Here is a 20,812-nt window from a genome sequence, read left to right as displayed (position 1 = left end):
TAGCCAAAAACTATCCTTTTCTTTTTGACTTCAAAAGTCATTTATATTAACATATTTATTTGCCTGAAAATATCATCATAACTAATCTAATTGAAAGGTAAATTCTTGATTCGCCTCACGTTTAAAAGCTAAGTTTTGTGTACTAGGAGAAATCGCAAATAATGGTGAGAAAGTTTTGACTTTCACTGTTTTGTTATCTGGCATAAATTCCAAATACCTCAACCATCCATCTCCACCATTTCCATGCCACCCGCCTCCCATAGCCTGCGCATTAAAAGTCATCTGTGTAACGGTCTTCCCTGCTGCATTTTTGTCTTGTCGAAAGCCTAAATGTCCATTGAAATTGTCAGGCTCACCAATATGCCCTGAGAATACTAAACGTATATTTTTGGAGGGTTGAATCAACTTTGTAAACAAAGCTTCTCCATAATTAACATCTTCTATCTTGTACCCTTGTTTTTCAATACGGCTACTATTTTTATCCAAGAACACATGAGTCAGAAGTATAACATCATGATCTGTGTATTTAGGTGAATCTACTATTTTTTTTGCCCAATCGACAACCTCCTGACGAGGTCCAAACTCTAGAACCATGACTAAAACCTTCTTATTTGAAGTTGGCTGAAACTCATATATCGCATTTACCGTAGAAGATTGCCCATTCAATTGAGGACCAATTTCGCGAAGTGCTTCGCCATTTAAAATGTTCTGCTCTGGTGAAAAATATTTATCATACTGTGTAGAACGGTATTCTGCACTCGTACGACCATAATCGTGATTTCCAGTTGCTAGTATATATGGCACATGATGATCGAGTTTACTAAAACTATTTCTTACTGCTTTCCATTGCTGTATACTATTCTGATTAGCCTCCATGCCCGTAGGATTTAGTAAATCATTTTGTTCGACTAAATCTCCAGTACACAACACAAACTTCGTATTCATAGACCGATGATTCTCACGAATCCAAGAAGTCATTAATTCTAAAATACCTTGATTACGAGAAAACTTAACATAAGACTGCGGATCAGGAATTAGTACTAGTGACCAAGAATCAGGGTTTGATAACTTTGGCTTTTCATAATTAGATTGAGCAACGGCAATACAAATGAATACCAAATAACATAAAAAGAAGACTCCAATTTTCTTTATCATAATTCATAGGTTTTTATAGATTTCACAATAAATCTACGTAATAAAGTCCAAAATAGGATATTTAGTGCTATAAAAACCACGCAATTTTACTATTTTTATGGAATTCGTAAATCCATAATAAATTGTAAATGCTATTAACAGTATTATCAGGATTAATATTTTCAATTGTTTTAGTTTTTTTTGGAAGGCAATTTAAAGCCAAATGGAGTATTTTACTCCCCATACTTCCTACCCTGTTGTTTCTATATTTTGTTTCCAAAATCCCCGTATTAACTAGTGGAAGTACATTGGTACAACATATAGATTGGGTGCCCAGCTTAGGAGTAAATTTTGATTTTAACTTAGATGGTCTCTCATTACTTTTCGCCTTATTAATAACAGGAATTGGTTCCTGTATATTCTTTTATGGCAGAGCGTACCTAAAAGGACACCCGTATTTTGACAGATTCTTTGGCTATTTGATGTTATTTATGTCGGCGATGTTAGGTGTTGTCCTATCAGATAATATCCTATTGTTATTTGTTTTTTGGGAATTAACAAGTATAAGTTCATTTTTCCTAATTGGATTTAATAACGACAATGCAGATTCAAGAAAAAGTGCATTAACCGCTTTGGGAATCACAGGTATGGGTGGATTCTTCTTATTGTTAGCGCTAGTTCTGATGGGAAATATTGCTGGAACTTATACAATATCAGAACTTATTGACCATCGTGAAATATTATTAAATCATCAGCTATATCCATTAATTATCGGATTACTATTTGTGGGTGCATTTACAAAGTCTGCACAATTTCCATTTCATTTTTGGTTGCCTGGAGCGATGAAAGCTCCTACTCCTGTATCCGCTTATTTGCATTCAGCGACGATGGTAAAAGCGGGTATATTTATTCTCGCGCGATTTACACCTATTCTAGGCGACCATTTCTATTGGAATACCACATTAATCGTGGTCGGTGGTATTACCATGCTTTACGCAGCGATACATTCGCTGTTTCGTATTGACATGAAAGCTATCTTAGCTTATTCAACTATCTCTGCGTTAGGTGTACTTACATTTTTGCTAGGATTAGGGACAATAGAAGCTATGGTTGCTGTATCGGTTTTCATATTAGCTCATGCCCTTTATAAAGCAACATTATTCATGGTGACGGGTATTGTTGACCACGAAACACATACAAGAGATATTACAGTACTTTCGGGACTAAGAAAAGTATTAGGTCCAGTTGCTTTGGCTGGTATTTTAGCAGCGCTATCAAGTGCAGGATTACCTTTTATAACATTTGGCTTTATTGGTAAAGATTTAATTTACGAAGCGACTCTACAATACAGTCTACCAGAATGGGTTTGGATTATAACAGGTCTAGCTGTAGCGACAAATATTGGCTTGGTTGCAGCTGGTTTTATGGCTGGTATAAAACCTTTTGTTGGTAATCTTCCTCAACAATTTGAAAAAGTTCATTTGCCATACAAATCAATGTGGATTCCTCCACTATTGTTAGCATTACTTGGAGTTTTCTTTGGTATATTACCAGCAATAGCAGGTGAATATCTCACAACAGCTGCAGCAAATACCATTTGGGGACAGGACACTGAATCCTACTTAAAAGTTTGGCATGGATTCAATACAGTATTAATCCTCAGTCTTATTACCCTAGCGCTTGGAACAATGGTCTATTTTGTCAACAAACCAAGTCTTTCTAAGTTGCAAGCAGTGGAAAAATTAAACAATATTTCTCCTCAACGTATTATCACCGGCTATGCCAATGATATTCTGAGATTTTCAGAATGGTTTACTAACCTTTTCCACGATGGTTATTTGAGATCTTATCATTTAAAAATTATCCTATTTGCGGAGGCTTTAATAGCCTATAGATTGTGGTTAAGCGGACCAATTAAATTAGATATTTGGACATTGACTTACCCAGATTGGTATGAGATAGCTATTGTGGTCATTTTAATCGGAGCAGTTTACATTGTAGTTACCACACCATCCCGATTAACAGCAGTCGTAGCGATGAGTGTTATAGGCTATTGTATCTGTTTGATTTTTGTGATCTACAGTGCTCCAGATTTAGCGATGACGCAATTTACGATTGATACATTGAGTACCGTACTTTTTGTATTGGTTTTATACAAACTGCCTCCATTTATCAATTTAACAAGTAAAGCAATATTAGTCAGAGACGCTATTGTAGCGGCAGGCTTTGGTATTATTCTATCCCTAGTAGCATTGAAAGTTTGGTCAGAACCTATTTCGGCTGAAATATCAAATTTTTATGGAGAAAATGCTTACCTATTGGCAAAAGGCAAAAATGTAGTCAATGTAATTTTAGTAGATTTTAGAGGAATTGATACGATGTTCGAGACTGTTGTATTGAGTATTGCTGCTATTGGGGTATATAGTTTGATTCGTTTACGTTTAAAATCTACGGAGAAAGAATAACATGAAAAGTCCTATTTTACAATCTGCAACAAAATATTTGCTTCCGATTTTACTATTATTCTCCGTATTCTTATTGTTGCGTGGACACTATTATCCTGGTGGAGGATTCGTGGGGGGACTAGTTGCATCTATTGCATTCGTGCTCCATAGTTTTGCAAATGGTACGGAGGCGACAATGAAAATTTTAAAAAGGAAACCTTTATCCTTGATTCCAATAGGTTTGGGCACATCGGCACTCAGCGTTACCGTTCCCTTATTAATAGGTTATCCACCTATGACAGGATTATGGTTTGAAGAACCAATTCCTTTTATAGGAATGATTGGATCATCTTTATTTTTTGATCTAGGAGTGTATTTAGTTGTTATTGGTGTGGTCTTGACGATTTTATTTACCATTGCCCTCAATAATTTAGAAGAGAAAAATTAATGGAGTTATTACTTATAATATTAATTGGATTATTGTATTCTGCTGGGGTATACCTTATTCTGCGAAGAAGTATGGTAAAACTCTTGTTAGGAATTATGTTTTTAGGCACAGGAGCAAATATCCTCATCTTTTTATTGGGTGGAATTACCAAAGGAAAGCCTCCTGTAATTGATGAAGCAGCCAAAATGTTTCAAGACAATTATGCTGATCCGATTCCACAAGCCTTAATTCTTACGGCGATTGTAATTAGTTTCGCTTTAACGGCATTTGCTATTGTATTACTAAAAAGAGTATACGCATTGGTTGATTCAGATGATTTGGATGATTTAAATACACCGGAGGAGGAAGATATATGATTGATAACCACATTTTAGGTCCGGTATTTATACATTTATTCACCGCCATATTGCAATTAATTGCTTGGCGAAAAACTGTCACGCAACGTTTTATAAGTGGAATTGGCTCGTTTCTGGGTGTTTTAGTGGCAATACGCTTACTTACAAAAGTCTACGATCAAGGTATACTAACTTTAAATACATCAAATTGGGATGCCCCATTTGGAATTGTATTTGTAGCCGATTTATTGAGTAGTACATTGGTATTAATTACATCCATTGCAGGGTTAGCGGTATCACTGTTTTCTTCTACTGGAATCAATAGACAGCGGATGCTCTATGGCTATTTTCCTATTTTCCATTTCTTGGTAATGGGCTTAAATGGCGCTTTTTTGACAGGTGATATATTTAATCTATATGTTTGGTTTGAGGTAATTATTATTTCCTCATTCGTATTGATGACACTAGGAGGTCGAAAAACCCAATTAGAAGGCGCTGTTAAATATATGGCAATCAACATATTAGCTTCCACATTTTTCTTAACAGGAATAGGTATTCTGTATGGAATGACTGGATCATTGAATATGGCAGACCTTTCCCAAAAGATCAAAATGGTCGACAATCAATTTTTAGTTGGAATAACTTCTACTTTCTTTTTAATAGGATTTGGTATCAAATCGGCTGTATTTCCATTATATTATTGGCTTCCTTCATCCTATCACACCCCACCTTCGGCAGTTGCTGCTACATTTGGAGGTTTATTGACGAAAGTCGGAATTTATGCGATGCTTCGCGTTTTCAGTTTAATATTCATACCTGATGAATTCACACGTAATCTGTTGATGATTTTGGCTGTATTAACCATTATCACAGGTAGTTTGGGTGCATTGATAAAACTTAATATCCGACGATTGTTTTCGTACTTAATCGTTTGTCATATTGGCTTTATGCTTGGTGGTATTGGAATGTTTACGAAAGTAGCTTTGATGGGAACAATATTTTATTTATTTCATGACATTCTTGTCAAGACCAACATGTTTTTAATTGCTGGCCTGATCCGTCAGATGCGAGGCACAATGGATATGAAATCCCTAGGAGGAATCTATGCACAATATCCAAAGATTTCATTGTTAATCGCCTTAATATTATTCTCGTTAGTAGGTATTCCACCACTATCTGGTTTTTGGCCCAAAATACTTTTATTCAAAGAAGCGTTTAACTTAGAACAATATGCTTTTATTGCCGCATTAGTGTTGGGAAGTTTTGTGACTTTATTTGTCATCGCAAGAATGTGGTCAGAAGTTTTTTGGAAAAATATTCCGGCAGGTACTGAAATTGAAGATAAGTTTGAGCCAATGCCTCTAGCAAGAAAAATATTATTGGTATTACCCATAGGATTATTAGGGGCAATAACAATTTATTTAGGATTAAATGCTGAAGCTATAGTACAATTAGTAGATAAAATTTCGGATCAATTAGTGGATACCTCAGCATATGTAGAGGCTGTACTAGGAAAACAAAATTAGTAGTATGATTAAACAGTTTTTGATGAACTTACTGCTATCGTTCATTTGGGTAGCACTCACAGGTTCCATGTATTATACCAATTTTGTATTTGGTTTTATGCTGGGATTTGGGATTCTATGGATCATGAACCGTACAGATGGAGATAGAAGTTATTTCTATAAGGTACCACGTATTATTAGCTTTGTATTCTATTTTATTTGGGAAATGATCAAAGCAAATGTTCAAGTTGCTTACGATGTAATGACACCAAAGTATTTCATGAAACCAGGGATTGTAAAATTCCCCTTGACAGCGCAAACAGATACTGAAATCAATTTGTTGTCTACGATGATATCTTTGACACCAGGAACTTTAATTGTTGATATCAGTGAGGATAAAAGGACAATGTACATCCATGTGATGTATTTGAATAATCCAGAGAAATTTGTGAATGATATGAAAACAGGGCTTGAACGCAGATTATTGGAGGCTATACGATGACTTTAGAAGCATATTTCGATTACTTTATACTACCCATATTGACAATATCGGTGATCTTGGTTTTTATACGCTTAATCAAAGGACCTAAGGTTGTAGATCGTGTTGTCGCATTGGATTTGATAATTACTATAGGTATAGGTATCATCACTATTTTCACGATTCGATCTAATCAAATTGTACTGTTGGATGTTGCCATCATGTTGGCCCTAATTGCCTTTCTAGGCACAGTGGCCTTTTCGTTTTACATTGAAAAAAGAGAAGATGATTGATATTTTAATTGGAATTTTGAGCACAATAGGTGCCTTATCTATATTTTTTGCTTCGTTAGGAATTTTGCGAATGCCTGACTTTTATTTACGCCTATCTGTTACGGTCAAGGCAGCAACTTTGGGAGTAGGTTTACTATTATTATGCGCGGCTATTATTTTCCCCGATATCTCAGTGAGTACAAAAGCCATTGCCATAACATTCTTCTTAATTATCACTTCGCCTATTGCAGCACACATGATAGGTCGTGCAGCATATTTTACAGGCACACCACTGTGGAAGGGAACTATAATCGATGAATTGAATGGCATGTATGATAAAGAAACGCACGAGCTGAAAAATGAGAAGCAAATTAATATGGCAGAAATTTGCGGCGATGAACCAGACCAGATTGCCGATACGGAAGAAGAAACTAAATAGAAGAGTCAAACTTAAAGTTTGACTCTTCTATTTATACTGTCGCTCTAAAATTTTGAATTTTAGTTTTTAGTGTTGGATAAACAAAAACAGCACTTAATATTATTATAGCTCCCGCATAAAAACCTACACTCATTTTTTCTGTACTCCCTATAAAGAAAAAAGCTAGTACAATTCCATATACTGGCTCTAGATTAGTCACTAAAGCAACTGTGAAGGCAGTCAGCTCTTTCATCACGGCAACACCTAAGACATACGCTAAAGCAGTACATACACTTCCTAAAAGAAACAAGTAAAAAAAGTCGGTACTCGACAATATCATATGATTATCAAATTGCCCTGTGACCAACAAAACTATTGACAAGCCTATAAAGGCACCTATCATTTCGTATTGTGTAATAATACTTGGGCTCGTTTTTTGCACCATTTTACCATTCAAAATAGAAAAAACACTCGCACATAATGCTGCACCGAGCCCTAATGATATGCCTAGCCAATATTGAAACTCGAATTTAAAAATAAGATAGATTCCAAAAATAATAACAACGCCTACGATAATATCCCCAATAGATAATTTACGTCTATAGAACAACGGCTCTAAAATTGAAGTAAATAAAGTCAATGAAGACAGAGTCACTAACGTTACAGATACCGTTGACACCTTAATTGCCTGAAAAAATAAAACCCAATGCAAACCTACTAACAAACCTACCCCCATAAATTTTAGGATATCCTTCGTTGGCACGACCATTTCTTTCCGAATAATAAAATGGTAGCCAATAAGTGTTAGCGCAGCAATCAACACACGGTACCATACAAGCTGTAGTGCTGGAGTAGAAATTAAAGATCCGAGGACACCCGTAAATCCCCAGATAAGCACCGTAAAATGTAAAATAAACAAATTACGATTGCGCGTGAAAAAATTCATAGATAAATTATTTTGGAGCTTTTTTGAGCAGAATAATTGTTAAAACTAAAAATATAATGCTTGGAGTAAGTACCGCTAGTAATGGTGGAAAACCACCTTTCAAAGCGAACATTGTTGTAAATTGATTTAGAACTAAGAAAGTAAAACTCAACCCAATCCCAATCCCCAAACTTAAACCAATACCGCCACGCACCTTTTTGGATGACAAAGCAACGCCCATCAATGTCAATATGAAAGCTGCAAATGGATTAATCCAACGTTTGTATTTCTCTAACAACATATCCGTCATTAATCCTGTACCTCTCGTTTCCTCTTTCTCAATCCGTTCGTTCAACTCTTTCGTCGTCATCGCGGTAAAAGCATTTTCGTAAATTTCAAAATCTCGAGGTAGCATATCTAATGTTGTATCACGTCTATCCCCCTTTTCCATCTTTTCTTGCAACCCAGTGATGATACGATTGGTATAATTTTCGATCCGCCATTTACTCAACGTTGAATCCCAAACTACCCGATCTGCCATGAGCTTTTCTGTCATTTCGATTCCATCAAACTTTTCTAAAACAAAATTATAACCTATAGATGTTTTGGTATCAAAATTTTCAATAAAAACATACGTATTACTGTCAATTTGCATGTGCGTAGACGTCGTATTCGTACTTACCTTATGCGGTTTGACATATACATTTTCAAAATTCACCTTGATGCGATTGGTTGCCGGTAGAATCCAGAGATTAGAAACTAGCGTAAATCCAAATATTATAGCAGCACCATAGATGTATGGTCTAAGCATCCTGTTGAAACTCATCCCTCCATTTAGAATAGGAACTATCTCGGTCTGATCCGCCATCTTGGATGTAAAAAAGATTACCGCAATAAAGTTGATGAGCGGAGTCAACATATTGAGGAAAAATGGAACTGAACCTAACGCATAGTATTGGAATAACACATCGACAAATGAAGCTTTATTTTTCAGAAAGTCATCCAACTTCTCCGAAATATCAAAAATCACAATAACGACAATAAATATGGCTACCGTAAAGACAAAGGTAGTCATGTACTTCTTGAAGATATAGCGATCTATGAGATTCATTGATTCAAAGTAAATAGTAAATATTGAAATCTAAAAATATTTACAGACGTTGACCTAATATTTTAACCATTTTCTCTTTCCAAACATAGAAGGCACCTTCAATGATTTTCTCTCGAGCTTGTTTTACCAACCACAAGTAGAAATGCAAATTGTGTAAAGAAGCAATTTGTGCACCCAATATTTCTTGCGAACGAATTAAATGTCTTAAGTATGCCTTTGTATATACTTGGTCCATCATCAAATCACTTTCTGCTTCGATTGGTGAGAAATCATCTTTCCACTTTTCATTTTTGATATTGATAATTCCATTACGAGTGAATAGCATACCGTTACGAGCATTACGTGTCGGCATCACACAGTCAAACATATCAATACCTAAGGCAATATTTTCTAAAATGTTAATTGGCGTACCTACCCCCATCAAATAACGAGGCTTTTCTTTTGGAAGAATGTTCGTAACCACTTCGGTCATTGCATACATTTCTTCTGCTGGCTCCCCTACCGATAGACCTCCAATAGCATTTCCTTCACGCTCAAATGAAGCTATTACTTCAGCAGACTTAGCGCGTAAATCCTTGTAAACCGACCCTTGAACTATCGGGAATAATGTCTGGTCATAACCATATAAAGGTTCTGTGCTATCAAAACGGTCACAACAACGCTTCAACCAACGATGCGTCATATCCAACGAACGACGCGCATAATTGTAATCACAAGGATATGGCGTACACTCATCAAATGCCATAATAATATCTGCACCAATGATACGTTGGGTATCCATTACATTTTCCGGAGTAAACAAATGTTTCGAACCATCCACATGCGAACGAAATGTTACACCTTCTTCACGAATTTTACGTACTTCTGTCAAGGAATAAACTTGATAACCTCCAGAATCTGTCAAAATTGGCTTATCCCAACCATTGAATTTGTGCAAACCACCAGCTTTCTGCAATACATCCAATCCTGGTCTTAGATATAGATGATACGTATTACCAAGAATAATTTGTGCTTGAATATCGTTTACTAATTCATGTTGATGTACAGCTTTGACAGTTCCTGCCGTACCCACAGGCATAAAAATTGGCGTTTCTATTGTTCCGTGGGCCGTCTCTAAGGTCCCTGCACGTGCACTGGAAAGTTTATCTTGAGCTTTAAGCGTAAATTTCATATTTGTATTAAAATCAGGTGCAAAAATACTATAAAAATCCGACCCTACGTCATGCGTTAAATTTTATTAATATTTCTTAACGCTTTTCTGATACTTTTAGCAAATAACGTTCTATCTTTGAATCTTCATGATGAATATTGATTTACAAAACATCGAAATTTCATACGTATTATACGCTGTTTTAGGCATACTCTTGCTTATACAATTGTATTACATACTTTTTGTATACAGCAAGTTAGCATTACACAAAGTAAAATCCTTTCAGCAGAGCACTACAACAACTCCTCTATCGGTGATTATTTGTGCGCATAATGAAGAACAAAATCTAAAACAATTTCTACCGTCTGTTCTCAACCAAGACTATCCAGATTTTGAAGTCATCGTCGTAAATGATTATTCTACCGACGAGACCAAGTGGATTTTAGAAGATTTCAAACGTCAGTATAGCAACCTGTATGTGGTAGATATCAAAGAGCATATCCGCCTCAAAAATTCTAAGAAATTTGCACTTACTCTCGGTATTAAAGCTGCAAAAAATGAGATTTTGATTATGACGGATGCAGATTGCGAGCCACAAAGTAATCAATGGCTCAAAGAAATTGCGGGAGCATATGCAGAAGGGACAGAACTCGTTTTAGGCTACTCTCCTTACTTCAAAAAATCAGGTTTTCTAAATAAACTAATACGTTTTGAAACTGCTCATACTGCTATGAGCTATCTCTCCTATGCACTCAAGCGCAATGCGTATATGGGTGTAGGACGTAATTTATCCTACCTCAAGTCATTATTTTTCAAAGGAAAAGGTTTCAATGCACATATGCATATCAAATCCGGCGATGATGATTTATTTGTCAACCAAAATGCGACGCGTCACAATGTGAAAATTGCTATATATCCCGATGCACATGTTTATTCCAAACCGAAAGAAACTTGGAAAAGTTACTACAAACAGAAAGCACGTCATGCAGGAGCTTCAGTGATTTATAAAAAAACGCATCAGCGTATGTTAGGAACACAGTTAATTTCGGCATTTGCTTTTTACATTATGCTTATCACTTGTCTAGTGTGTTTCCCATCTCTATGGTATATTGGGCTAGGTGTATTTTTTTTGCGTTATATTTGCCAATTAATCGTCTTTTCGTCGATTTATAAAAAATTAGCAGTTCGAGATTTGCTAGTTTGGCTATTGGTCTTAGATGTCTTTTATTATTTTTACATCTGTCTCAATGGTCTATTCAATCGTAAAAAGAAACAAAAATCTTGGTAAAAGTTCGCATAGCAGAACTATTTAATTAGTGAATTTTAAAATCAAACAATCGTGAATCCAACAGTAGATATTATATTCAATTACTTTCCACGTCTTACGGAAAAACAAAAAGAACAATTCAGCAAATTGGCAGAAGTTTATCCTTTTTGGAATGACCAAATCAATGTTATTTCTCGAAAGGATATCGACAGTCTTTACCTAAAACATATTTTACATTCTTTAGGTATTGCGAAATTTGTTCAAGAATTAACCCCTGGCACGCGCATATTAGACGTGGGAACTGGAGGAGGATTTCCAGGTATTCCATTAGCAATTATGTTTCCAGAAGTGCAGTTTCACTTAGTAGATTCTATTGGAAAGAAAATAAAAGTAGTTCGTGAAGTTGCTGCCGCAATTGGTTTGACAAATGTCGAGGCTGACCATATTCGTGCAGAACAATTGGATTATAAATACGACTTCGTCGTTTCAAGAGCGGTTACACGCTTGGCAGATTTTACTCCTTGGATTCGTAATAAATTCGAGAAGAAAGATAAAAATGGTATTCCTAACGGAATTCTTTACCTTAAAGGTGGAGACCTCAAAGAGGAAATAAAAGAATCCAAACTGAAAGCAGAATTACATCCTTTATCTTCCTACTTTAAAGAAGAGTTTTTCGATACAAAATATGTGGTCTACGTACCGATGTAAACAAAAAGGGTTTGATAAAATCATCAAGCCCTTTTCACTATTAATTTTTATTTTCCTGGTTTCTTTGTTGCTGCCAAATGCATTTCAACAAGATATGTCCCAGGCATATTAAATTTCAAGCCAAAACGAATTTGTAAGATATAAGATTTTGTATCAGTTTTGTGCGTAATTTCATAAGGTGGATTCCACACATCAGCATAATCAGCTGACTCGATATATTCATCATAAATTCTGTAATAGCACAAAATATTATTAGTTTGTGAATCCCAATACACATCCGGGAATCTCGCTTGTGCATAGTCATGAATCACTGCATCATCTGTCACTGTAGTTTTATAGGCAAATGTTGCCATTGTGTTCAAAAATCCGTTTCCATCAGGTCTACGTTGTAAGGCTTTTCCTGGAAATATTGCTCCATTTTTATCATATACTTTTAAGATAATCTGATTCGGACCTTGTGCATCTCTAGTGATCTTAAAGCGCATATTAGCACTTTGTTGATTATTAATATCAAACCAATCCACATCGTGAGGATATCTTTTACTTGAACCATCTTTAGGATCAACCATAATAAAATATGGCGCTGTAGTATGCTCAAAAAGCAAAGGCTCCTTTACTTGTAATGTAGTTATACCTTTGTATTCTTTTCTTCCTTTCGAATTTTCTACTACGATATCCAACAAATATTCACCTGGAGGAATACTTTCTGTAGCCTGCGTAAACATCAATTGACCGCTTTTTTCGATAATCTCAAACGGTAACTTTTTTTGCTTCTCACGTTTAGCATCGATAAGCGCTAATGTAGTATCCGTTTTAGGATCATACTTTTCTTTCCAAACTGTAATCTCTGATTCTTTAAAGAACGCTTCTTCACGTAATCCCGTTTCTTTATTTCTAACATCCAAGATACTAACTTTAAAGGGAGGTGTAGAGTTATCAGGAATGATACCTGTTACAATTTTAAACACACCTTTGTCAACTACTACAGGGTTAGAACCGTAGCGAATGTTGTCACTCAAATATCCGACTTCCACCTTCTTGCAACTTGTTGCACACAATATCACAACAAGCAGAATATTAAAAGCTATTTTATATAAATTTTTCATTCGGCTAGTTATTTTATATTTAATTTTAATGATCTGATCCAAGCATGACTGTTATTCAAGACGTGCAAGACTCCCGTATTCGTATGAATACCTGTTGTTTGACAGATAGTTTTAACATCCAAAAGATTCGCATTCCCACTTGGATCTTGCATTTGACCCGCAGAAAGTACATCTCGCTGTCCAATAACACGATTATAGTACATAAACTTCGGTCGTTCAGGAATCAAACCACCAGCGTCATAATCGTTGTTTGAATGCTCTTCCAATGTGATTAAAAAGCTATAACCATTCAATGCACTATTAAATGATTTTCCTGTTGCATCCAAATTATCACGAACAATTTCGTCAGAGAATAAATATACTGACATAGAATCTCTTAACATCTGAGGAGTAAACTGCTTAAATAATGAATCTAGATTGAAGTTTTTACGTTCATCAACTCTTCTTATTTCAGACTGACGAATACTGATAAAAGCATTGATACTATAATCTGTTGGCGCAAAGAAAGTCTTTTGGCTATTGATTAAATCTTTCATTTCACCTTTATCAATTATCATAATCAACGTATCAAAAAGACCTCTTGGATGTGACTTTAAGTAATCGTATGTTGTCATATTTACTTTCGGGTTACTTACTCCTCCATCAATAATTTGATCTTTGGTACATGAGGATAAAAGTAAAATGGATAAGAAAGTAGCAAAACTATATTTTATAAAATTCTTCATTTTCATTGTATTAAAATTATTATTTACCCATCCAATATGGAATTTGCGTAATTAATCTATTAGAGTTAAGATTTGAGTTTTCTATTGGGAAATAATATCCTTTTAGTGCTAATCTGTCCGATCCGCCATCACCTAATGTTAGGCTCCAACTAATTAGGTCAGAAGGATTAAATTGAAATTGTTGTGCTGAATTCTTTTTCCAAATGTTACGCACAATATCAAAATAGTTATGACCCTCGCCGATTAACTCACGCTGTCTTTCTTTTAAGATTTCGGTATAATAAGCTCTATCATTCAAAGTTGCATCAACAGGCCCCAGCCCTGCTCTCTCACGAATAATATTTAAAGTAGCACGCGAATCATTGATTCGGCCTAATTGAAATAAGGCTTCCGATTTTAACAATAAAATATCTGCTAGACGAAATATTACTATATTACTTTCTGCACGCAAATCGCCTAATGTTGCCGCATTCTTAAATGTGAAATTTGCATATTTTGTCAACTGAAACCTTTCCGTACGCGCATTGTTATCAACTGTTACAGTTCCATCATCAAATTTTAAAAAGAATTTAGATTTTCTTTTATCCTCATTACTATATAGTCTATCCAATCTGGATTTATCTATATAATAGTTCGGAACAGTGAATGGAAATCCTGGATAAGTAATTGAACTTGTCGTACTGAAAGACACTGAGGTAGTAAATATATTACCTGTATGTGCAGCGGATTCATTTTCACTGTCTTTTTGCGTTATCACAAAAATATTCTCTTTAGCGACATTGTCAGAAAACACATCAGTAACATTATCTGCACTCATCAAACTAAATCTGGCTGTCTGATTGATAAGTGAATCTGTATACAATAATGTTTTTTGATAGTCATTTTGAAATGCAGAAGCATGTGCTAAAAGTGCTAATGCAGATCCTTTATTAGCTCTTCTTCGCTCTGATTTCTCTACGGATTCCCATGTCATCAGAGAAGAAGCTTTCTGCGCATCTTCCATTATCAAATTTAAGATCTCCGTACTTGGAGTAGCTCCTAACAACTCGACATCACTACCACTTTCTGTAGCCTTTAATTGCATTGGTACATCACCCCACACTCGAGTGAGGTAGAAGTAAGCCAATCCACGCATGAAATATGCTTGACCAATTAGATTATTCTTTTGTCCTTCGACAAATTTATCGTCAGGTATTGTTGGCGTCTTTTCGATGATAAGGTTTGCAAGATTGATGATCTTATACCAATTTACCCAATTCAACGTTCCGCCTTCACGATAGTACGGAATCAACCAACCTCTCGTAAAAATATCCGAGTGCAGTGTTCCATCATTCGTAACCAAATTTCCTATTGGCGTGTCCCCCCAAACAAAGAATGCCTGATTGTTATTTAATGCATTTCTAAATAATCCGTATGTACCATTAATTGCACCTTCTACATCAGATTGATTTTTCCAAAAAGCATCGCTATATGTGTCATTCTTTAATATGTTTTCTAATTCTTTTTCACATGACACAAAAACGCCTGTTCCAGTAAGTAGAAAAATGCTTAGAATTAACTTTGATATATTTATTTTTTTCATAATTTCTTAGTATTAAAAATCGAACTGAAGACCTAATGTTACTTTTCTAGGAAGAGGATATCCATCAGCCATATCATACCCCTGTCCATCTACACGCTCAGCATCTATACCCGAAAAAGATTGGAACATTGCCACATTATCCACTGTAGCATACAATCGAAGTGTATTTAATTTTGATCTTTGCATCCAACTATGTTTAGCTGGATCGAAACGATAAGTTAAGTTTACATTTTTGATACGTACATACCATCCCGGTTCCATAAACATAGATTGTCCAGTTCTCCAAGTATATAACCCTAAATATGGATTGAATGCAGGATACGTTGCGACATCACCTTCTTGTTTCCAATAACTATATTGCTCTAGATCACCAATCGAACGTCTAGCCATATCAAAAGGATTGCCATAGAAGAAACTGTTAGACATACGTTGCGCAAAAGATTGATTCATGATGTCGCGACCAAGTGTAAATGTTGTTAACACCTGCAAAGAAAAATCCTTATACGTGAATAAATTATTGAATCCTCCTACTACTTTAGGATTGGAGTCTCCGAAAAAAGTACGATCATCTTCGCCAATATTATCTGAAATACGGTAATCACCATTTACATCTATCCAATTTGCATATCCTGGTTTTAAACTCCCCCATTTGGTACTTCCTACAGCTCCAGTATATGGATTTACAATAATGTCATTAGATGAACTAATAGCACCATCCACTAAGAAGCCATAATACATATTTAGAGGTTTACCAACTACATATACAGCTTGACCATAATAGATATCGCGATTACCATTTGGCAATGAAGTTACCATGTTCTTGTTGAATGCCATATTGATAGAAGGTGTCCATTGGAAAGCTTTGTCATTATCAAATACACGACCTCCTATGTTCAACTCCAAACCTGAATTTCGTACAGAAGCTGCATTAGTAAATGTACTCGCGTATCCTGTATATTCAGGAATAGTAATGCTAAGCATCTGACCAGAAGTCTCACGAGAATATGCGTCGATATTAAAAAACAATCTGTTGCTGAAGAGACTACCATCTACACCAAGATTCCATGTTTCAGTTTGTTGCCATGTGATATCATCATTGGTAATACCTGCATAATTTGGAATAATCGCAGATGAGCCTCCGTATGAATTTACGTTACCCGAGCCAGCGTATGCCGCATCACCTGGAATGAACGCATTATATCGGTCAAAATCTGTAATACTAGATTCATCACCCGTACGCCCCCAACTTGCTCTTAGTTTAAGTTCATTCATCCAGCCAAGCTCTTGTGCAAAAGATTCATTGGAAATAATCCACCCTACTGCTACCGAAGGAAAATTACCCCACTTATTATTTTTTCCAAATCGAGAAGAAGCATCTTTTCTCCAAACTGCATCAATCAAATAGCGACTGTCATAATCATAGTGCACAGCACCTAGAAATGACAATTTTGCATAAGAAGATAAATCTGTGTATCCACTTAAGTTATTTGAACTAATACCTTTTATAACCTGAATGTTGTCATTAGGAATGCCAATACCTAACAAATACATTCCAGAGTTAGTACGTGTTTCATACTCATGAATAAGATTTGCTGTAAAATTGTGTACATCACTAAAAGTTTTTGTCCACAACAAATTATTTGTCATCAAATACTTACGATATTGGGTATGCGTTGACTTCCCCGCAGCCAAATTATCCGAATTCATATAAGATGGAGAGAAAAAATCGTTTTTGGCGGTCGAATAATTAATGATACTTCTTGAACTAAGTCTAAAATCATTCAAGAACGTATATCTCAACTCTCCTACCCCAGTAAGATCCACATTAATATTATCATTACGTTGATGTTCGTAAGGATTCAAAATACCATCAATAGTCTCGTCAGACAACTGATATAATGAGGAATACATATTTATTGGATTTACACCATACACATTTCTGTAGGATCGCTCTCGCAAAAATGCCGTAGTACCACGACCTTCTTTACGATCCATTGTTGACACCTTGAAATTTGTTAGTAATTCCAAAGACTTTGAAAAGTTGAAATTCACATTACTTGTAAAAGAATATCTTTTGAAGCCTGTGTTTTTAACTATACCCTTTTCATCATAATATCCTCCGGAAATACGGTAATTAATATTTTCCGTACCACCAGCAACAGATAAATCATAATTCTGGATCGCGCCACTTTGGAAGAATAAATCCTGATAATCAGTATTACCATTAAATGATGGATTCAAACTATCTGTTAGCATGATAGGTAGATTGCCTTGTTGTGCATGTGTCCCATAACGGTATAGCAATCCTAGTTTCTGATTACGTTCAGCACGCCCCAACAACGTATTCAATTTTTCAGGCTGCACAATGAACCCTTGGTAAGTGTTTAGACTGATTCTTGGTTTACCCACTCTACCACGTTTGGTTTTTACTAGAATAACACCATTATTAGCACGTGAACCATACAATGCCGCTGAAGAAGCATCTTTTAAAACGTCAACTGACTCTATATCATTTGGATTCAGACTAGAAAGAAAATTAGTTCCAGTAACATTGAATGCTCTAACCTCATCATCAGCAATTGGTACTCCATCAATTACATACAAAGGATTACTAGTTAAATTCTCCGTATCAAACTGACTACTTGATCTTGGAATATTAGAATTACCACGAATTACTAATGATGTCTTTACACCGGGCATCCCCGTAAAATTTTGCACATTTACCCCAGGAAGTTTTCCTTGGAGCAAAACATCTATACTAGCTGCTGGCAAATTCTCTATATCTTTTGCAAGAATACTAGATATTGACCCAGTGTTTTTTGCACGGTTGATAGTAGTATATCCTGTCACAATAGTTTCTTCAAGCATATTTTCTAAAGACTCGAGCGAAACATTTATTACAGTACGATTATTTACAGCTTCTTGTTTTTGCTTATATCCAACAATACTGAAGATTAATACATCTGATGCCTCAACATTCACACGAAACGCCCCGTCCGCATTTGTGGAAGAAATAACTTTATTACTATTCTTGGAACGTATTGATACACTACTCAAGGGTCCATTGCTATCAGATACATTACCTGTAACTGTAAGTTGTCCAAAAGCAGTATAACTACATAGGAGAATGAATAACAAAGTAAAAAGAAAATTCTTAGTCCTAAGGAATAAATTTTGATTCATAATAAGGTTATTTTTTATTTTACTTAGCGCTAAAACTAGCACCATGTGAAATAAAAAGCAAACATTTTAGAATCCAAGAGAGAAGAAATCGATTGCGCAAATTAAACAAACGTTTGCTTAAACAACAAAAATGTCACAAGATAAAAAATAAACCACAAAAACACTTAATGTCTCAATAGTAAATTAAATAAAGATCGTTCCGTGTAAAAATTTTAAAAACGACTTAAATGATAACTTAATAAATAATTAGAGTTAAAATAAATACTAATAAGACAACAACATGAATAGTATAAGATATTCATTTTCTTCATTCAATTTGAATTGAATAAATGAAAAACCTATAATAAATACAGCTAGATTAAACAATTAGTTTTATATGCAAGCAATCATAAAATCAAATTTCATCATATTATTCTTCTTGCAAAGAATAAACTTTTATGGATACATCTCGTTGCTGATAACTACCAAAAAACAGTAAACACAAAACAAATGAAAGATATAGAATAGATTTCATAAAAAAGGGTTATATCTATTAAAGATACAACCCGTTCATCCTGACAGTTAATTTTAATTTTAATTAACCACCCAATTCCTTCGTAATCTCCGCACCAATCAAATTCACCTCTTCGTCCATACCGAAAAGTGGCAAGCCTGTTTCAGGACTTAATTTTAACCAGCTGGTCTCCGTATCTTTGATTATTTGCACATATTCTTTTCCGTCTTTGAAGATGGTGTAGGTATCCTTTTCATCAGGGAAAACAGAATAAACGATATCGCCAATTTCTATATCAAAAGGTTCTTGCATTTCCATAGTTATATTTTTTAAATCCTAACAAAGTTAAGATTACTATTCACAAAAAAAGTCAAACATTTGGAATAAAATCAAACTTATCCTTATATTTAAAGCACCAGTTATGAACATTCTTGAGAAAATCGCATTGACAAAAATAAAAGGGATTGGCCCAAAATTGAGCCGTACTTTATTAGCGTACAATGGTTCTATCGAAGAAATTTTCAAAAGTTCAAAAAAACAACTTTTAGCAATTCCAAATATTGGAGATGCTCTGGCCGAAAATATAATATCCAAGTCTTATCAAAAAGAAGCCGAAGAAGAATATAATTTCATTTTAAAACACGACATACAAGTCGCTTGGATTGAAGATAAGGAATATCCAAAGCGATTAAAAAACTGTGATGACGCTCCTATTCTTCTCTATTACAAAGGTACGACCTCACTAAATCCTCCAAAAACTGTCAGTATAGTAGGCACAAGAAATGCAACACAATATGGAAAGAGAATTTGCGAAGATTTTATTCATCAACTAAAAGCTTTTGATGTACAAATCATCAGCGGACTAGCCTACGGCATTGATAGTTTTGCGCACCGTGAGTCCTTAAAAAATCATATTCCTACAATTGGAATTTTAGGCCATGGATTAGACCGTATATATCCATCTTCGCATCGAGAATTAGCATCACGAATGATAGAAAACGGTGGATTATTAACAGAATTTCCATCAGGAACGAATCCTGATAGACAAAACTTCCCGATGCGTAATCGCATCATTGCGGGATTAGCCGATGTGACAATAGTCGTAGAAGCAGCTCTAAAAGGAGGTGCTTTGATAACAGCTGAAATTGCAAACACGTATAACCGTGATGTTTGCGCTTTTCCAGGAGGAATTGACCAAGAATATTCAGCTGGATGCAATTACCTTATAAAAACGAATCGTGCGCACTTAATCCGTCACGCAGATGATTTGGCTTACCTCATGAATTGGGATAAGGAGAACAAGCCAACTGAAGCAAAGCAACTGAAGCTCATTCCGGACAATATGACTAAGGATGAGCAAAAAGTATATAATTACATTAAAGAAAAACAACAAACAAGTATCGATGATATAGCGTTACATTGTGATTGGCCACAAAGTAAACTGGCAATTGTATTACTTGAAATGGAGATGAAATCCTTACTCGTCTCCCTACCCGGAAAAACATTTAAATTAATCTAACCTTGTTTA

At 35.2% G+C, this 20,812-nt stretch carries 19 protein-coding genes; 10 read left to right on the top strand and 9 right to left on the bottom strand.

Annotation, left to right across the window (positions count from 1 at the left end; translation table 11 throughout):
- Positions 1-81: 81 nt before the first annotated feature.
- The gene (locus GOQ17_RS07840; RefSeq protein WP_159636751.1) at positions 82-1,155 is read right to left on the bottom strand and encodes a metallophosphoesterase; all 1,074 of its coding nucleotides are present in this window, start codon (positions 1,153-1,155) and stop codon (positions 82-84) included.
- A gap of 128 nt (positions 1,156-1,283) precedes the next feature.
- Between GOQ17_RS07840 and mbhE the strand changes: the two genes are divergently transcribed.
- From mbhE to mnhG, 7 genes are read left to right on the top strand one after another with little or no spacing between them, the layout of a single operon-like run.
- The gene (gene mbhE, locus GOQ17_RS07835) at positions 1,284-3,599 is read left to right on the top strand and encodes a hydrogen gas-evolving membrane-bound hydrogenase subunit E (RefSeq protein WP_159636750.1); all 2,316 of its coding nucleotides are present in this window, start codon (positions 1,284-1,286) and stop codon (positions 3,597-3,599) included.
- A 1-nt stretch (position 3,600) separates the two neighbouring features.
- Positions 3,601-4,026, top strand: coding sequence for a Na+/H+ antiporter subunit B (locus GOQ17_RS07830; protein WP_159636749.1), 426 nt, complete (start codon positions 3,601-3,603; stop codon positions 4,024-4,026).
- Entirely contained in the window at positions 4,026-4,382 is a 357-nt protein-coding gene (locus GOQ17_RS07825) for a Na+/H+ antiporter subunit C (RefSeq protein ID WP_149913246.1), read from the top strand. Before GOQ17_RS07830 ends, GOQ17_RS07825 begins: the two co-directional genes overlap by 1 nt.
- Complete coding sequence (locus GOQ17_RS07820) at positions 4,379-5,887, top strand: proton-conducting transporter transmembrane domain-containing protein (protein ID WP_159636748.1); 1,509 nt, start codon at positions 4,379-4,381, stop codon at positions 5,885-5,887. Before GOQ17_RS07825 ends, GOQ17_RS07820 begins: the two co-directional genes overlap by 4 nt.
- Before the next feature lie 22 nt (positions 5,888-5,909).
- A complete protein-coding gene (locus tag GOQ17_RS07815; RefSeq protein WP_236537098.1) occupies positions 5,910-6,368 on the top strand; it encodes a Na+/H+ antiporter subunit E in 459 nt (152 codons plus the stop codon).
- Complete coding sequence (locus GOQ17_RS07810; RefSeq protein WP_159636745.1) at positions 6,365-6,637, top strand: monovalent cation/H+ antiporter complex subunit F; 273 nt, start codon at positions 6,365-6,367, stop codon at positions 6,635-6,637. Before GOQ17_RS07815 ends, GOQ17_RS07810 begins: the two co-directional genes overlap by 4 nt.
- On the top strand, positions 6,630-7,055 hold the full coding sequence (gene mnhG / locus GOQ17_RS07805; RefSeq protein ID WP_159636744.1) for a monovalent cation/H(+) antiporter subunit G: 426 nt from the start codon (positions 6,630-6,632) through the stop codon (positions 7,053-7,055). The genes GOQ17_RS07810 and mnhG overlap by 8 nt, the downstream gene beginning before the upstream one ends.
- A 31-nt stretch (positions 7,056-7,086) precedes the next feature.
- On the opposite strand, the gene GOQ17_RS07800 is transcribed toward mnhG, so the two are convergent.
- From GOQ17_RS07800 to tgt, 3 genes are read right to left on the bottom strand one after another with little or no spacing between them, the layout of a single operon-like run.
- Complete coding sequence (locus GOQ17_RS07800; protein ID WP_159636743.1) at positions 7,087-7,980, bottom strand: DMT family transporter; 894 nt, start codon at positions 7,978-7,980, stop codon at positions 7,087-7,089.
- Between the two features lie 7 nt (positions 7,981-7,987).
- Complete coding sequence (locus GOQ17_RS07795; protein ID WP_159636742.1) at positions 7,988-9,070, bottom strand: LptF/LptG family permease; 1,083 nt, start codon at positions 9,068-9,070, stop codon at positions 7,988-7,990.
- 40 nt (positions 9,071-9,110) lie between these two features.
- Positions 9,111-10,241, bottom strand: a complete 1,131-nt coding sequence (tgt, locus tag GOQ17_RS07790) for a tRNA guanosine(34) transglycosylase Tgt (protein WP_159636741.1) — start codon at positions 10,239-10,241, stop codon at positions 9,111-9,113.
- Between the two features lie 127 nt (positions 10,242-10,368).
- Between tgt and GOQ17_RS07785 the strand changes: the two genes are divergently transcribed.
- Both GOQ17_RS07785 and rsmG read left to right on the top strand, forming a co-directional pair.
- Positions 10,369-11,508 carry a glycosyltransferase gene (locus GOQ17_RS07785; RefSeq protein ID WP_236537097.1) on the top strand — a complete coding sequence of 380 codons (1,140 nt, stop codon included), beginning with the start codon at positions 10,369-10,371 and terminating at the stop codon, positions 11,506-11,508.
- A 51-nt stretch (positions 11,509-11,559) separates the two neighbouring features.
- Positions 11,560-12,195, top strand: a complete 636-nt coding sequence (gene rsmG / locus GOQ17_RS07780) for a 16S rRNA (guanine(527)-N(7))-methyltransferase RsmG (protein ID WP_159636740.1) — start codon at positions 11,560-11,562, stop codon at positions 12,193-12,195.
- A 47-nt stretch (positions 12,196-12,242) separates the two neighbouring features.
- Here the strand turns inward: rsmG and GOQ17_RS07775 are convergent, their stop codons facing one another.
- The 5 genes from GOQ17_RS07775 to GOQ17_RS07755 all read right to left on the bottom strand — a co-directional run bounded on the left by GOQ17_RS07775 (position 12,243) and on the right by GOQ17_RS07755 (position 19,602).
- Positions 12,243-13,301, bottom strand: coding sequence for a DUF5007 domain-containing protein (locus GOQ17_RS07775; protein WP_159636739.1), 1,059 nt, complete (start codon positions 13,299-13,301; stop codon positions 12,243-12,245).
- Positions 13,302-13,309: 8 nt separating this feature from the next.
- Positions 13,310-14,026, bottom strand: coding sequence for a hypothetical protein (locus GOQ17_RS07770; RefSeq protein WP_159636738.1), 717 nt, complete (start codon positions 14,024-14,026; stop codon positions 13,310-13,312).
- A gap of 19 nt (positions 14,027-14,045) precedes the next feature.
- Complete coding sequence (locus GOQ17_RS07765; protein WP_159636737.1) at positions 14,046-15,608, bottom strand: RagB/SusD family nutrient uptake outer membrane protein; 1,563 nt, start codon at positions 15,606-15,608, stop codon at positions 14,046-14,048.
- A gap of 12 nt (positions 15,609-15,620) precedes the next feature.
- Positions 15,621-18,791, bottom strand: a complete 3,171-nt coding sequence (locus GOQ17_RS07760) for a SusC/RagA family TonB-linked outer membrane protein (RefSeq protein WP_159636736.1) — start codon at positions 18,789-18,791, stop codon at positions 15,621-15,623.
- Between the two features lie 577 nt (positions 18,792-19,368).
- On the bottom strand, positions 19,369-19,602 hold the full coding sequence (locus GOQ17_RS07755) for a hypothetical protein (protein WP_159636735.1): 234 nt from the start codon (positions 19,600-19,602) through the stop codon (positions 19,369-19,371).
- 103 nt (positions 19,603-19,705) lie between these two features.
- Here GOQ17_RS07755 and dprA point away from each other — a divergent pair, with 103 nt between their 5' ends.
- Positions 19,706-20,803, top strand: a complete 1,098-nt coding sequence (gene dprA, locus GOQ17_RS07750) for a DNA-processing protein DprA (RefSeq protein ID WP_159636734.1) — start codon at positions 19,706-19,708, stop codon at positions 20,801-20,803.
- The last annotated feature ends 9 nt before the right edge of the window (positions 20,804-20,812 follow it).

The sequence above is a fragment of the Sphingobacterium composti genome, assembly GCF_009829075.1.
GTDB classification, from domain to species: Bacteria; Bacteroidota; Bacteroidia; order Sphingobacteriales; family Sphingobacteriaceae; genus Sphingobacterium; species Sphingobacterium composti.
Note: the sequence above shows the minus strand (reverse complement) of the source record. Positions and strands in the feature narration are given on the sequence as shown.

Coding starts and splice junctions, on each gene's coding strand:
- GOQ17_RS07840 (WP_159636751.1), bottom strand. CDS start 1,155: ATGATAAAGAAAATTGGAGTCTTCTTTTTATGTTATTTGGTATTCATT.
- mbhE (WP_159636750.1), top strand. CDS start 1,284: ATGCTATTAACAGTATTATCAGGATTAATATTTTCAATTGTTTTAGTT.
- GOQ17_RS07830 (WP_159636749.1), top strand. CDS start 3,601: ATGAAAAGTCCTATTTTACAATCTGCAACAAAATATTTGCTTCCGATT.
- GOQ17_RS07825 (WP_149913246.1), top strand. CDS start 4,026: ATGGAGTTATTACTTATAATATTAATTGGATTATTGTATTCTGCTGGG.
- GOQ17_RS07820 (WP_159636748.1), top strand. CDS start 4,379: ATGATTGATAACCACATTTTAGGTCCGGTATTTATACATTTATTCACC.
- GOQ17_RS07815 (WP_236537098.1), top strand. CDS start 5,910: ATGAACTTACTGCTATCGTTCATTTGGGTAGCACTCACAGGTTCCATG.
- GOQ17_RS07810 (WP_159636745.1), top strand. CDS start 6,365: ATGACTTTAGAAGCATATTTCGATTACTTTATACTACCCATATTGACA.
- mnhG (WP_159636744.1), top strand. CDS start 6,630: ATGATTGATATTTTAATTGGAATTTTGAGCACAATAGGTGCCTTATCT.
- GOQ17_RS07800 (WP_159636743.1), bottom strand. CDS start 7,980: ATGAATTTTTTCACGCGCAATCGTAATTTGTTTATTTTACATTTTACG.
- GOQ17_RS07795 (WP_159636742.1), bottom strand. CDS start 9,070: ATGAATCTCATAGATCGCTATATCTTCAAGAAGTACATGACTACCTTT.
- tgt (WP_159636741.1), bottom strand. CDS start 10,241: ATGAAATTTACGCTTAAAGCTCAAGATAAACTTTCCAGTGCACGTGCA.
- GOQ17_RS07785 (WP_236537097.1), top strand. CDS start 10,369: ATGATGAATATTGATTTACAAAACATCGAAATTTCATACGTATTATAC.
- GOQ17_RS07775 (WP_159636739.1), bottom strand. CDS start 13,301: ATGAAAAATTTATATAAAATAGCTTTTAATATTCTGCTTGTTGTGATA.
- GOQ17_RS07770 (WP_159636738.1), bottom strand. CDS start 14,026: ATGAAGAATTTTATAAAATATAGTTTTGCTACTTTCTTATCCATTTTA.
- GOQ17_RS07765 (WP_159636737.1), bottom strand. CDS start 15,608: ATGAAAAAAATAAATATATCAAAGTTAATTCTAAGCATTTTTCTACTT.
- GOQ17_RS07760 (WP_159636736.1), bottom strand. CDS start 18,791: ATGAATCAAAATTTATTCCTTAGGACTAAGAATTTTCTTTTTACTTTG.
- GOQ17_RS07755 (WP_159636735.1), bottom strand. CDS start 19,602: ATGGAAATGCAAGAACCTTTTGATATAGAAATTGGCGATATCGTTTAT.
- dprA (WP_159636734.1), top strand. CDS start 19,706: ATGAACATTCTTGAGAAAATCGCATTGACAAAAATAAAAGGGATTGGC.